This window comes from Phycisphaerae bacterium, assembly GCA_012729815.1.
In the GTDB taxonomy this organism is placed as follows: Bacteria; Planctomycetota; Phycisphaerae; order JAAYCJ01; family JAAYCJ01; genus JAAYCJ01.
The window spans coordinates 1-14,189 of record JAAYCJ010000319.1 but is presented as its reverse complement, the minus strand read 5'-3'; the positions used below and the strand labels follow the sequence as shown (position 1 = coordinate 14,189).

The 14,189-nt window shown below is 63.0% G+C and carries 11 protein-coding genes, 1 tRNA gene and 2 pseudogenes; 9 read left to right on the top strand and 5 right to left on the bottom strand.

Annotation, left to right across the window (positions count from 1 at the left end):
* From GXY33_20955 to GXY33_20925, 7 genes and pseudogenes are all read left to right on the top strand, one after another.
* The coding region (locus GXY33_20955; GenBank protein NLX07615.1) for a hypothetical protein at positions 1-783 on the top strand (783 nt) is incomplete at its 5' end.
* A gap of 161 nt (positions 784-944) precedes the next feature.
* Positions 945-1,261, top strand: a pseudogene (locus tag GXY33_20950) (type II toxin-antitoxin system RelE/ParE family toxin).
* Positions 1,258-1,548, top strand: a complete 291-nt coding sequence (locus GXY33_20945; protein ID NLX07614.1) for a helix-turn-helix domain-containing protein — start codon at positions 1,258-1,260, stop codon at positions 1,546-1,548. Before GXY33_20950 ends, GXY33_20945 begins: the two are co-directional and overlap by 4 nt.
* Before the next feature lie 334 nt (positions 1,549-1,882).
* Positions 1,883-3,304: an MFS transporter gene (locus tag GXY33_20940; protein ID NLX07613.1), complete on the top strand. Its 1,422-nt coding sequence runs from the start codon at positions 1,883-1,885 to the stop codon at positions 3,302-3,304.
* 121 nt (positions 3,305-3,425) lie between these two features.
* Positions 3,426-4,565, top strand: a complete 1,140-nt coding sequence (locus tag GXY33_20935) for an ImmA/IrrE family metallo-endopeptidase (GenBank protein NLX07612.1) — start codon at positions 3,426-3,428, stop codon at positions 4,563-4,565.
* Positions 4,565-5,042 (top strand): annotated as a pseudogene (locus GXY33_20930) (DUF4411 family protein). The gene GXY33_20935 and the pseudogene GXY33_20930 overlap by 1 nt, the downstream one beginning before the upstream one ends.
* 711 nt (positions 5,043-5,753) lie before the next feature.
* Positions 5,754-5,978 (top strand): type II toxin-antitoxin system prevent-host-death family antitoxin, encoded by a 225-nt coding sequence (locus GXY33_20925; protein NLX07611.1) that lies wholly within the window; start codon positions 5,754-5,756, stop codon positions 5,976-5,978.
* Between the two features lie 78 nt (positions 5,979-6,056).
* Here GXY33_20925 and murJ read toward each other — a convergent pair whose 3' ends face one another.
* Positions 6,057-7,670, bottom strand: coding sequence for a murein biosynthesis integral membrane protein MurJ (gene murJ, locus GXY33_20920; protein NLX07610.1), 1,614 nt, complete (start codon positions 7,668-7,670; stop codon positions 6,057-6,059).
* A gap of 82 nt (positions 7,671-7,752) precedes the next feature.
* On the opposite strand from murJ, the gene GXY33_20915 reads away from it, so the two are divergent.
* Both GXY33_20915 and GXY33_20910 read left to right on the top strand, forming a co-directional pair.
* A complete protein-coding gene (locus GXY33_20915) occupies positions 7,753-8,697 on the top strand; it encodes a DUF362 domain-containing protein (GenBank protein NLX07609.1) in 945 nt (314 codons plus the stop codon).
* A 102-nt stretch (positions 8,698-8,799) separates the two neighbouring features.
* Positions 8,800-8,872, top strand: a tRNA-Met gene (locus GXY33_20910).
* A gap of 92 nt (positions 8,873-8,964) precedes the next feature.
* Here GXY33_20910 and GXY33_20905 read toward each other — a convergent pair.
* The 4 genes from GXY33_20905 to GXY33_20890 all read right to left on the bottom strand — a co-directional run.
* Complete coding sequence (locus tag GXY33_20905; GenBank protein NLX07608.1) at positions 8,965-12,141, bottom strand: hypothetical protein; 3,177 nt, start codon at positions 12,139-12,141, stop codon at positions 8,965-8,967.
* A 136-nt stretch (positions 12,142-12,277) separates the two neighbouring features.
* Complete coding sequence (locus tag GXY33_20900; GenBank protein ID NLX07607.1) at positions 12,278-12,481, bottom strand: hypothetical protein; 204 nt, start codon at positions 12,479-12,481, stop codon at positions 12,278-12,280.
* Positions 12,482-12,624: 143 nt separating this feature from the next.
* Entirely contained in the window at positions 12,625-13,614 is a 990-nt protein-coding gene (locus tag GXY33_20895) for a PEP-CTERM sorting domain-containing protein (protein NLX07606.1), read from the bottom strand.
* A 94-nt stretch (positions 13,615-13,708) separates the two neighbouring features.
* Positions 13,709-14,189 (bottom strand): FCD domain-containing protein (locus GXY33_20890; protein ID NLX07605.1); only part of this gene is annotated, 481 nt, incomplete at its 5' end.

The window sequence follows — 14,189 nt, the reverse complement described above, 5'->3', positions numbered from 1 at the left end:
GTCCGCGCGGGCGGCAGCCTCATCGTCGAGGCCGACGCAGCCCGCTTCGGAACCCCAGCCGGAGATATCCTCTCCGAAGTCCTGGGCGTCGCCGACCGCGGCAAGACCGGACAACCCGCCCAGTACATCAGCGATCTCGACCGCCGCCTGAGAACCAACATGGGAGAGGATGAACTCATCGTCGAAGGCGAAGCCTGCCGCGTTGAGGCAACCACCGCCAAGCCACTGGCGTTCCTGAGGTACGAATTTGCCACCCGCTCCCCGGACAAGAACATCATGATCAATCTCCCTCCGGCCAGGTCGCGCTCGGACGACCCCGCCGTCACGCTGAACCGGTTCGGCCGCGGACAGGCCATGTACCTCGCCTGTCCCCTTGTCGCCAACGAACTGCGTAACCACAAATCCCGCTGGGACGACGCCCGCGAATTCCCCATGCAACTCGCCGAAAACCTCGCCCGATTCATGATTCCACGACCTCTCCTGCCCGGCAGCACCCCGCCCGGCGTCGAAGTGGTGATCAACGCCGGAGACAACCGCCACGTCGTGCACCTCCTGAACAACTACGCCACCGGCCAACACATCGACAACCGACGCGGACTGCTCAAACTCGCCAACGTTCCCGTCGCCCTCAACGAGCAGCGGATCGGACCGGTGAAAAGGGCCTTCTCTCTCGACTACGCCACAAACCGGAAGGTCGAACTGCCCCTCCGCCGAAACAACTCCTGGGCCGAAACGAACATCGCCGAAATGTCGGTCTACGAAATCATCATTCTCGAACACTAAACGTCCTGCGACCCACCGTATCCTCACAAACGGCAGAGCGCGCCGACCGGGTTCGGCCGATCCAACGCCTGCGCCGCCGCCACCAACACCGCCGATCGCGTCACATCAACCATGAAAACCCCTTGACATCTATACGCCATTGGCATATAGTTCATTGTGAAATGATCCTTAAGGAAACATCCGTATTCACCCGGCAGATCCTGCGGCTCATCTCCGATGATGAATACCGGGAATTCCAACTGGGGCTGATCTTCAACCCCGCCGCAGGAGACATCATCAAGGGCAGCGGCGGCCTGCGGAAGATCCGCTGGCGATCAGCCGTCAAAGGAAAGCGCGGGGGAATCAGGGTGATATACTACGGTTCGTGGATGAAAAGGAGATATTCCTGCTCCTTGCCTACGGCAAGAACGAAAAGGACGACCTGTCGGCCAAAGAGATCAGAATTCTCCGCACGATCGTCGAGGAAAACTTGTCATGAAAGAAGAACTGTTCAATGAGCTGGTCGAAAGCATCAAGGAGGCGGGCAAAATCCGCAAAGGATCAGCCAAGCCTGCCCGAGTCTTTCGATACCGTGGCGCGGACATCAAACGCATACGCAGCAGACTCGGCGTTTCGCAAGCCCAGTTCGCCCTCATGATCGGCGTCAACAAATCCACCCTTCAGAACTGGGAGCAGGGACGCCGGGAACCGGAAGGACCGGCCAAGGCCCTGCTGCGCGTGGTGGACAAGAAGCCGGAAGCGGTCCTCGAAGCCCTTCAGTCGTAGGCCGCACGCCGCCCAACAAACCGCCGCCATCCTCCGCGGCCCCAGTTCCGAAATCCTCCCCGCGCCTCGACGCCCCTCCGGGGAAATCCGCTCCAGGTCGCGGGGGGCGCCGCCCGCCGGCGCCAGCCTCCCCATTTTGCATTTTGATATCTGCACTTTGCACTTTTCATTCATTCTGGCTCCTGAAGCCTGACTTCTGACTTCTCTTCCCGACTCCCGCCAATCCACCAAAAAATCCCCCTTTTCCCCGATTCCACCATTGACCTCCCGCCACCGACGGAATAACTTCAAAAACTTGTACGCCTTTGGCCCCGGTACGCCGCACGGTGCCCTCATGAGCCTTGAAACGTCCGAAAACTTCATACAGAACGGGAAAGACCTCTCCCGCGACGCCCAACGCCGCAGCTTCCGACTGTTCGTCGTCGCCTCCATGCTTGCCGTCATCGGCGGACAGGTCTTCGCCGGCAACGTCCTCCAACTGATCGTCTGGAACCTCGGCGGCAAGGAACGATTCGTCGGCTTCCTCAACTTCCTGATCTTCGGCAGCGCCCTGGCCCAGTTGCTCATCATCCCGCTCGCCCAGCGGGTCTCCAAAAAAACGCTCGTGATCGCCATGCTCGCCCTCGCCTACGCGGCCACCGCGCCAATGCTCTTCGCCAGATCCGTCTCGAACCACTTCGGAATGACCGCCGGACTGGCCCTGATCGCCCTCAGCGTCACCGGCCGGCAGGTCTGCATGTCGCTCTCGAACCCGAGCTGGATGGGTCTCGCCCGCGAATTCACCCCCGAAAAACGCCGCGGACGTCTCCTCGGAACCCTCCGGACCACCTGGCAGTCCGTCATCGTCATCATGCTCCTGGCCACCGGCCTCTACCTCGGCCGACAGCCCGCCTGGGCCAAACTCCAGGTCATGATCGTCATCGGCCTCATCGCCCAGTTGTGCCGACTGCTCGTCATGTTCGGAGTCTCCCAGCCGCCGACCCGCCAGCCCGTCCAGGCCGTCTCATGGCTCCAGATGGTCACCACGCCCGTCCGCGACGCCGCCTACCGCCCGTACCTCTGGTACGTCATGTTCTACGGCATCGCCCTCGGACTCCACGAACCCTTCCGAATCTTCTACCTCCTCCGCCTCCAATTCGGACAGAACTTGGCCCTGATCGCCAGTTGCTTCATCAGCCTCGGCGCCGCCGCCACCCTCTTCGCCTGGGGAAAACTCGCCGACCGTTTCGGCAACCGCGGCGTCTTCGGACTCACCCTCGCCGGCATGGTCGTCACCCCGCTCTTGTGGCTCTTCGTCCGACAAACCGACTGGGGCCTCTACCTCGCCATGGCCCTCTTCGCCGCCGGAGGGGCCTTCGTCAGCGGAAACGGACTCGTCCAGACCCGATACCTCTTCGCCTCCCTCAAGCCCGAACTCGACGCCGCCTACATCGCCGTCACCTACCTGATCATCTCCCTGGCCGTCGGACTCGGCTCCCTGATCAGCAGCCAGATCCTCGGCCTCGCCCCGCGACTCGGCCTCCAGGTCCGGCCCGACGGCGGCTTTAACGTCTACCACCTCACCTTCATCCTCGCCTCCCTCGTCTTCCTCATGACCTTCCACTTCCGCCGAAAATTCCGCGAACCCACCGAAACCCCCACCCTCGAAGTCGCAGCCGAACTCACCCGACCCCTCCGCGTCGTCTTCGGACCCCTCCTCGCCTGGACCCGAACCAACGAAACCAAATCCAACGACGACGACAAACCAACTCCCTGATCACGCCATCGAGCGGGACCAGAAGTTGACAAGTCAAGGATGCTAATCAATACTATAGTGATATGGGCCCGCTGGCCCATGCAACGGCGAGAAGGACAGTTACTCGTCGGGAGGTGCCCTGATGATACGAGCGCCGGTCAAGCCGGAGCTGCTGCGCTGGGCGCGAGAGCGAACCGGCCGAAGCGTGGAAGACCTTAGCGCCCGCTTCAAGAAGCTCGCCCAGTGGGAGCGCGGTGAGGCGCAACCGACGCTCAAGCAGGTGGAGGCGTTCGCGAAGGCGACGTCGGTTGCCATCGGCTATCTTTTCCTGCCGGAACCGCCGGAAGAAAAGGTGCCCATTCCGGATTTGCGAACCGTCGGCGGCGGGCTGGGGCACCCGAGCCCCGATCTGCTGGACACGATCTATCTCTGCCAGCAACGGCAGGCGTGGTATCGCCAGTATGCACGATCCGCAGGACTCGAGCCGCTGAACTTCGTGGGCGGCGCGGATCGCAAGGCGCCCGTCGAGGAAACCGCCCATCACATGCGGGAAACGCTCCGGTTCGACCTCGACGCCCGGCGGCGGTGCCCGACCTGGACCGATGCCTTGCGCCGCTTCATCAGCGAAGCCGATGACTTGGGCGTGCTGGTCATGTGCAGCGGCGTGGTGGGGACGAACAACCATCGCAAACTGGATACCGAGGAGTTCCGGGGATTCGCTCTGACCGACGAGTATGCTCCGCTCGTGTTCATCAACGGGGCGGACACCAAGGCGGCCCAGATGTTCACGCTGGCCCACGAACTGGCCCACATCTGGCTGGGGCAGACCGCCCTCTCGGATGTGACCCCCGCTTCCGTGCCCTCGCAGGGTATCGAAGCATGGTGCAATCGCGTCGCCGCCGAATTCCTGGTCCCACTCAAGATAATCAGGCAAGATATGCCGCGGGAAAACCCGTTGGCGGAAGTCTCCCGCCTGGCCCGTCAGTACAAGGTCAGCTCGCTGGTGATCCTCCGCCGCGCATTCGATGCCGGGCGAATCGGATGGGATGCCTTTGAGCAAGCCTATCGGAAAGAGGTGGCCCGGTTGCGCGAACTGCCCAGAGGGGAAGGCGGGGATTTCTATCTGACTCAGACCGCCCGGGCCAGCCGGCGGTTCGTCAGGGCGCTGATTGCGGATACCTTGGAGGGCCGCACCCTCTACCGCGATGCCTTCCGCATGCTCGGGGTCAAGAAGGAAGCGACGTTTCGCGAGTTCGGGCGCAACTTGGGGTATGCAATCTGATGGCCTACCTGCTGGACGCCAACGTGTTCATCCAAGCCAAAAACCTCCACTACGGCATGGACTTCTGCCCGGCCTTCTGGGATTCGCTGGCTCGACAGAACGCCCAGAAGGCGGTGTTCAGTATCGAACGGGTTGCCGATGAGCTTCTGGCGGGTGGTGACGAGCTTGCCGAGTGGGCGGCCCGGGGCGGCGAGCGGTTCTTTCTGCCCCCGGATGAGCGGGTGCTCGATTCGCTGCAGCGGGTCAGTAGATCAGCGATACGATCCGGCGGCGGTCAACACGTTTCTTCAGGTCGCGGACTTCTACCTGGTGGCCCACGCCCTCGGCCACGAGTACGTCGTCGTTACGCACGAGGTGCCCAGCGACGCCGTGCGGAAGGTCAAGATTCCCAACGTGTGCATCGGCCTGAAGGTCAGATGCATGACCCCCTACGAAATGCTGCGCCGAGAACGGGCGCGGTTTGTCTTGGGCCCATAGGCGTGAGGTGGACGGGAACCGCTCCCGATCCCATACGGACATCGGGACCAAGGACGCCAAGATGGAGAAGGGAGAGGTGGCAAAGGCCGAAGGGCAGCCTCGCCGCAGCCAGAGCCCAGAGCCTTGTCCGGCCTGCCTCCCTGATCTCCCGCATCACCCAGAAATCTCCACGTCCCCTCAGAAATCTCTATCGCACTCCTACCCACTCCAAACCCCACTGCATCGCCACGTGGCCGCAAACCCCTTAGGAATCATCGCTTACTAAAAAACCGAACTCGCCCCTTCCCCCGATTTGACTTTCCGCGATTCACCATGCATCTTTATCAGCAGAGAAGCCCGGCCGATCGGCCGACCGCTCTTTGACAATCGCACAGAACGTACAAAATGCACAAACCGCCCGACGGACAATTCCGAGGCCCAACCCGCTCAGCCATCCCCCGTCACTCTTCCCAACCACAACCATTTCGACCCGCGGACAAATCTTACAAATTGTACAAAACCCCGCGCCCGAGCCGTTCTTCCACGCCCCGCAACCATCGCACAAGATCGGGGGCCTGTACAGATCGTACGTTTTGTACAAAACCCCCCCGCTCTCCCCGCCTCCCTAAAGCCTAGAGCCCAGAACCTAAAGCCTTCCTGTGGGCATCGCCCACCTCCGGCCTGACCACCCGACCCCCTGACTACCTGACACCCTGAACAAGGAGTTCCCCAATGCTCACCACACGAGATGTCTCCGAAGCCCGCCGCGAATTCGCCGACGTGGTCAACCGCGTCGCCTACGGCCGTCACCACGTCCTCGTCCACCGCCACCACCGCCCCATCGCCGCTATCGTCCCCATCCGCGACTACCAGATCCTCTGCAGAATCCGAAACGCCCTCAACCAGGCCGCCGCCAACCAAGCCGCCGCCCCCACCAACGACCCATCCACCCCCTGAGGAGCCGCGACTGTGAGGGAGCGGGAGCCTCCGCCACCACCGTACGGGCTTCCCTCGTGGTTGCCCTATCGGCGCTGGTCACCTGCCTCGCTTCTTCCTCGCCACCGCCACCAGATCGTGGAACTCCTCAATCTTCAACACCACCGCCGCGGGCAGAAACACCCCCGCCGCCACCCCCATGCACAACGCCAGCCGCATATACCGGTTCAGCTCGTCGAAGTACGCATACGTCGCGTACACCGCCGCCCCCATCAGCCCAGCCGCCACCGCCACCTTCCCCGTCGCCCGCAAAATCTGCCCGATCTCCAACCGCCCGTACCGCCGGCTGAAGATCGCGCACAGCAACACCACGTTCAGCGAACACATGACGCTCGCCGACAACCCAAACGCCCCCGCTCCGATCGCATGCACCCAGATCAACGTCAGATTCATCGCCAGATTCAGCACCAGCGTCGCCGACATCACCTTCAGCGGCGTCTTCGTGTCCTTCACGCTGTAAAACGCCCGCACGATAATGTGCTGCGCGCAAAACGCCCACAACCCCAGCCCGTACATCCGCAGCACGTGCGCCGTCTCCCGCACGTCCTGGCCGCCCACGTTGCCGTATTTGAACACCACCGTCACAATCAACTCCGCCAGCAGGATCAATCCCAAACCCGATGGAATCCCCTCGAGGATCGCGATGCGAAGCGCGTGCGACACCGACCCGCGCAACTGGTCGAAATCCTTCGCCGAAGCCGCCCGGCTGAACGTCGGAAACGCCGCCGTCGCCAGCGATATCGCCAACACCCCAAGCGGAAACTGATACAACCGCCGCGCGTTGTTCACCGCCGTCATCGCCCCCTCGTACAGCGGATACGCCACCTCGTACCCCCACACCGAAAACGCCTCAGCCGTCTTCGGCGACAACCCCACGATGATCGTGTTGTCGATCAACTCGCTGAGCTTGAGCACCCCCAATCCCAACAGCAGCGGGGCCAGCATCTTGAACATCGTCCGCAAATCCGGATCGCTCAGCGAAAAATCAAACGACCACCGCACCCCCGCCCGACGCACCGCCGCCGCCACCGTCGCCAACTGCGTCACCCCCGCCAACAGCAGCGCCACCCCCAACACGTACACCTGCGACTGCTGATCGCCAAGCCACGGCCCCAACACGTACCGCGCCGTCAGCACGCCCGCGATCAGGAACAGATTCATGATCACCGGCACAAACGCCGGCAACCCGAACCGATCCAAGCAGTTCAACAACGCCGAAAACAACGCCACCAGGCAGATCAGAATCATGTACGGCGCCATCAGCGCCGTCAGGCCCAACGTCAGCTTCAGCGCCGCATCCCGCTCGCCGGCCACCCAAATCCCACCCAATAGCAGCAACACCAGCACCGTCAATCCGATCAGCAGCGCCGCCAGCAAACTGATCACGTTTCCAAATAACTTCGCCGCCCGATCGCGGCCCTCGCGCGACAGCCGATCGGTCAGCACCGGAATGAACACCGCCGACAGCGCGCCTTCCCCAAAAAGCTGGCGAAACAGGTTGGGAATCGTAAATGCGAAAACGAACCGATCCTGTACCCAGCTATACCCCAGCCACGCGCTGATCGCCGAATCGCGCAGCAGCCCCGTGATCCGACTGACCAGGGTTAGCACGCTGATCACGCGACTCGAACGCAGATACGACTGTGCCGCCATGCGGGTATTATAGAAACCAAACCGCCTCTTCGCCACCGCCACCCGGTGGCACAGCCAACCGGCAGCGGATAGAATGACCCGCATGAACGGACCGGTGGCAATCAAGCGGGTCGGCGGTTACGTCGCGGACGAGGTCAGACAAGCACTGGCTGAAGCGCTGGCGGCGCTGGGCGGGCTCAAGGCGTTCGTGCGGCCCGGGCAGAACGTGCTGGTCAAGCCGAACCTGATCGCCGCCCGGCCGGCCTCGCAGACCCACCCGGTCGTCGTGGTCGAACTGGCCAGGCTGATCCGCGAGTTCGGCTGCGACGTGGCCGTGGCGGATTCGCCGGCCTGGGCGTCGATCCGCTGGAACGCACGGCGCTCCGGCCTCCTGGAACTAACCGCCGCCAACGACATTCCGCTGTTCGAACTGGCCCAGCCGGTGCGGGTGGAAACGGGCAACCCGGATTTCCGCCGGCTGACAATCTCGCGCCAGGCCCTAAAAGCCGACGCCGTCATCAACGTGCCCAAGCTCAAAACGCACCAGCAGTTGGGCCTCACCGCGGGCGTCAAGAACATGTTCGGCATCGTTCCCGGCAAGCGCAAGGCATGGTGGCACTTCGCCGCCGGCCGCGGCGAAGACCATTTCGCCCGAATGATCGTCCAGACCTTCCTCGCCGCCAAGCCGGTCCTGACGGTGATCGACGCGATCGAGGCGATGGAAGGACGGGGACCGATCGGCGGGGCTGCGAGACAATTAAACCTGCTGATAGCCTCTCAAAACGCCTTCGCCGCGGAACTGGCGGCATGCCGACTGATCGGCGCCGATCCGCACAATCTGCCGATCCTGCGGGCGGGATGGGACTGCGGCGTGGCCCCCGAACGGCTGGAGACGGTGCAAATCGTCGGCGGGCAACCAGCCGAGCCGGTGGTGGACGACTTTGTGTTTCCACCTCGAATGCCGGTGGGGTTCTCGTTGGGGCGAGTGGCAAAAAGCGTCGTCAGCCAGGTGGGAATACTGACCCGCAACGCCCTCGGCCGACCGTAAAAGCTTATTTTGCACGCACTTGCCTCTTTTGTGCGACCCCGAAAAAGAATCGGCGGTTTCCTTGACTTCCGGACTCCGATCCGATAAAAGTACTATACAGACTGCGGGGTAGAGCAGTTGGTAGCTCGTCGGGCTCATAACCCGGAGGTCGTAGGTTCAAGTCCTACCCCCGCTATTAAATCGAGTCGCGTAGGGACAGGTGCTGAGCCTGTCCCTTTTCTTTGCGCGGTGGGCGACGGCGGCGCGGGCGCAGCGGCTTCTACCAGGTCAGTGGACGGCGATTGACACTTCCTTGGCGGTTGATTCGGTCCAGGTCAGTTCAAAGGCTGTTTCTGAACCCTTGCGTTGGGCTTCGGCAACCGGCTGTCCGTCGGCGACGATTGCCGCGGTCGATGACGGTGAGTGAAATGAGAAGCGGTGGTGGCCGGTGGCATGGATGCACAGCCGGACCTGGTGCCTGCCGACTTCCAGGAATTCCACGTGCGGCTCGCAGGAGTCGGACGTCAGGGCTCCGAAGGGCAGGTACTTGATGAGCTTGGCTTGGCGTTCGAGAACTTCCGTTTCGAAGGCCACCGCCGGCGTCTTGACGGCCACCTGCTTGCGATTGCCGCGGACGGACCAGTCGGTATTCAGGAGCATCAACGTGCCGTAGCCGTCGCCTTCGGGCCAGCGGGTCCAGAAGACTTCGCGGTCAGGATCATCCACCCGGTATTCGCCCATGTGCCGCTGGGCCAGTCTCGCGACGATCGCGCCGGCAAGGTCGGACAGTTCCTCATGGCCGGGATAGGCCCAGGTCGTCAGCAGATAGACCCGCCCTCGGCCGAGGGCGTGTTCGACCAGCAGCGGCTTTTGGCTGTGCCCATCGACGATGACGGGCCTGGCCCCGTGCAGTTCGATCTGGGCCAGATGACAGGGCCCGTCCTCATCGGCACTGACGCTGGGGATTCGCGACAGCGGCGGGCACGTGGCGTCGCCGAACGTCTGATCGGTCGCCTGCCACCGGCCGCTGTAGCGTTCGCCGCGGCCGATGATCCTCACGCCGCACAGATCGCGGACGTCGCCGTCGTTGAAAAGCGAGAGGTCCTCCATCGCGCGCAGAAACTCCCGCCCTTCGTGCGTGCTGAGCTGCGGAACGCCCAGCAGCAGCGTACCGCCGGATGATACGTAGTCCTTGAGCCTGGCAAAATCCTCGGGAATCATCGTGTTCCAGCCCAGGAGCATGAGCAGCCGGTAGCGGGAGAGAAACTCCGCGTCGGCTTCGATAGGCGTCTGGTCGAAATCGCCGTAGGGCGTTCCGGAAAAGTAGAATCGCATCTTGTCGTGCCGCTGCCGCAGCGGATGGGTGCTGGCCCCGGGCATCAGGACGTCCACAAGCTGTGCCGCTTTCTCCGGCTGGTGATGACCCCACGCCGGATCGCTTCGGCCCAGCGTTCCCCACACGCTGTAGGACGGATCGACCTCGTCGATGCAGGTAAAGCCGTTAAAGGGCGCGGCGTAGCGGCCCAGCAGGATGCCGATCGAGATCGCCGGCCGGCCGATGCGCGGATGTGTGGCGGCGAACCGAAAGAACTCCCGGGTCATGTCCCGCTTGCCCTTGGTCAACGCGTCGTCCCAGCACTGACGCTCTTCCTTAAAGAGCAGAAACAGGCTGTCTTCCTCGTACAGGAACGACGCGCCCATCATCCACGGCTGAAGCAACGACAGGTAGTACATGCCCAGGTGCGTTTCCAGGTACGGCTGCTTGCAGTGCTGGATGGCGATATGAACGCCCCACTGACCGTCGCCGATCGCCTGGGCCGCCGGCCGGCACTGCGAAAGGTGCTGCATCGTGTGGGCCACCATCGTCTCGGCGCGGATGAAATCCGCACCGGCCGCCAGCGTGTACCGATGGCCGCCGCCGGCGTCGCCGTAGCCGATCTTCCGGCCGAGGCGCTTGCGCTGCGCGATGTCCTGCCTGAAGTGGTTCAGATACCGCTCGACCGATTCCTTCATCGTACGGCATTGATTGTCCGGATAGCCGTAATAGGTGAACATGCTCAGCTCATGGCCGCCGAGGGCCATGAAGTGCGGACCCGCTCCGGCGATCAAGTTGCCGTCCTGATAGCCGTCGACCGCCTGGACGTGGATGCGATGCCGGTTGCAGAACTCACCCCACCGCCGCCATAGCACCCCGTCGATCGGCGGCGGATTGAACGGCCGAAAGACGACCAGGTTGCCCAACTGCGTCCGGTGCGTGTAGTCCAGGAGCCAGTCCATTTCACCGGTGGCGTCGTGCGGAACCGTGGTCATGTCGTAGCCGACCTTGACCTCCGACGTTTCCGGCTGAAGATCGTAGACGGCCGCGATCGCCGCGTGGCCGGTTTGACCGGTCCGACGATCGCGGACCTGGATCGGCACGTTCCGCCCGGCGGCCAGCGGGATCATGCGGACCTCGCACAGGCCCGGCCCGATCGGTTCGCTCGGATCGACGGGATCGATCGCTTTGAGCAACCGCGGATCGTATTGCAGCTCGATCGGCGCGCGGCGGTGCAGGTAGACCGAAACGATCGCCTCCTGGCCCACCAGGGCCCAGACCGGCGCCTGCATCGCCAGATGATCGCGCGTCTTGGGCCGCAGCGAGACGCGATTGACCAGCAACGGGTATTGCTCATGCCGATTCACCAGCCGAAACTGATGAACGCCCGGCGACAGCTCATCCAATGGAATCCGCGCCCACACGTCGTGCAGCACCTGGACGTGACAATCGTGGTGCCGCAGGTAATACTCCAGCGAACAGACCTTCCGGCCGTCGGCCCACAACTCCATCGGGATATAGGCGCAGGCCTGCGTCTCGGGTGTTGCCCGTTTCTCAGCCGTCATGGCCTGCAGATGCAGGAGCCACTCGTCGTCGTCGCCGCGATCGAAGTTCGGCAAGGTCAGTTCGAACTCCATCCCGCCGCCTGGTGCGATCCACGCCTGATCCATCCGCGACCAGTTCAGTACGTCGACGCCCCGAAAATCGACCGGGTTCGCCACCGCCTCGAGCGGCAAGGGCTTGGGCCTGAACCACAGATGCCCCTGTCGCGTCACCAGGATCGTGCAGTGCGAATACTTCGAGCCGACCGGAAAGACGATCCGCCCCTGGTCCAGGACTTGCCTGGCGGAGAAGGTGAACTGTCCCTGTGCGGTCTTCAGACAAAAGACCGCCCCCGGCGAGCAGTCGGCGGTGACGTGGATTCCCGCCTGATCGCGATGCGTCGTCAGCTTCCACGCCGACCCGTCCAGCGGCGTCTCGGTCGGCGAATGGACCGGCCCGTAGAACGACTCCGGATACGCCAGTTGCCCGAGCGCGACGATCCGGCCGTCCGTGCACTCGATCGTCCCGTCCCAGCAATACGCCGGATGGTAGTGCCGGCGCGAGTACAGGAATCGATACCCAAAGTCCAGGTTGAACTCCATTAGCATAGCCAATCCAACTCCCGATCGCTTCCCAGCGGAAAACGCCGACTCCTGACGGCGAGGCCGGCGGCGCGTCACGATAACCTGAAAGCGGCTCGAAAACAATGCCGATGGACGGCGGGTTGGACGAAGAGGATGGAGACTATCGCACGTCGTAACCGAGGACGCCCCAGTAGGTCCAGTCGAGGTTGTAGTCGCCCAAACTGCCCATGAAGACACGGTCCAGTGGGACGCATTCGGCGTGGCCGTCGGGGAAACCGCCCATGTTGGCGCCGGCGGCGGTGCTGGAATGTCCGGCGAAGCACGTGTAGATGATGAGCTTGGAGGGGTACTGGACTTCGCCCATGCGCCAGGACCGCTACGCGAAGACGTGGCGCATCTGTTCCACTTTGGGCACGAGTCCCATAAAGGCTGCCCGCATCTGCACAAACAGAACGGCCCGTGGCGTCACGGGCCGTTCTGTCGATAATCGAATCCGTAAACGAGTCCTTAGCTTCGCCTGCGCATCAATCCCAGCAGGCCCAGCGCCAGCAGACCCAGGCTCGCCGGTTCGGGCACTTCGATGGCCATCAGGAGCGACGGCGAGATCGAGTCGTTCATCAGGTGGCTGAACTGCCCGCTGGTCAGGACGGGTTCGGTCACCACGTTGGCGCCGTCGGCGTCGAAGGTCACCTTCTCGATGCCGCCGGAGGCCAGGGCGCCGAAGAAGCCCAGCTCGTCGCCGCCGATCGGGGCCAGGGCTGTGTAGGCTGTGCCGTTGATCTGCGCGGTCTGGTAGCTGCCGCCCAGGTAGTAGACGTAGGCCGCTCCATCCGGACCCGCAGCGTAGGCGGTATCGATTTCCTGATCGTCGCCGACCAGAAGTGAAAACGCACCATTCACGGCTTGGTAGGAGTACCAAGTGCCGCTGAGGTAGTAGATCAGGTCGATGCCGCCGGCGTTTAGCCCGAAGACCTGGTTGGCGAAGTTGTTCGAGGCAATCCGGGTGTATCCGGTGGCGGCCGTCGTCGCAGCGGTGCGCCATCCGTCGGAGTAGTAGATCTCCTCGACCGCGCCGGTGCTGCTGACGCCGAAGTAGCAGTTGGTGCCTCCCTGGTTTTTGGCCACCGCGGCGTAGACGCCGGTCACGCCGGTGTCCTGGGCGGAGTTCCAGGGGATGTAGTCCACGCCGCCGGCGGATTTGGCGGCGATAAACTGGTCCCATGACGCGCTGTTGCAGACCACATCGGTGTAGGCCCCGTCGCTGGCGTGAATGGTGTGCCACGCGTCGGTCTTGTAGATGGCATCGGCGCCGTTCGGGCCGACCGCCACAAACTGGGTGGTGGCGCCGGTATTGAAGGCGACGCTGCTGTAGTCGCCGGTCAGGACCTCCTGGGTCAGCCAGAGGTCTCCTGACTTTTCGATCGCCGTGACCCCGGCGTTTGCCAGGGCGGCGAAGGATAGCGCCAGGAGCCATCCCATCGACACGTTCTTTAGCATGAACCCTCTCCTTTCACCATGGGGCCGCCGCTGTTTTGAAACCACCTTCAGCCGTGGCCCATTCAGAGCCGAAGATGGCGGACAAACCACGTGACTACATCCAGAGGTAATCCTCCAACACCCGCTGGTCCTGGTAGACGGCGATCGCCTTGGCCGCCGCGTCACGGATGTGCGCGCGAATGGCTTCGACCGCCTGTTCGGTCTTGCGTTCACGGAACAACGCGACCAGATGCCTGTGCCGCTTCTTTTCCTCCAGCCGTTCATCGACCTTGGTTCTTGAATCGTCAACCGTCATCCTGGTCACCTTGACGATCGCCCGGACGAAGTTGCACCCGCACCAGGCCTTCATGAACTGCCGATTTCCGCTGCACCTGACGATGTGGGTATGAAAGTCCCTGTCGACCTGATTGTTGTGGGCGATGTCGTTCATCTGCACCTGCGAAGCACTTCGGGCATCAAATTGTTCGCAAATCCGGTCGAGTTCGGCAAGCTGGTCCTCCGTAGCCTGCTGACAGATCAGTTCGACCGAACGCGTCTCGATCAGTTCCCGAAGCTCATAGCTGTCGCGCAGGTCC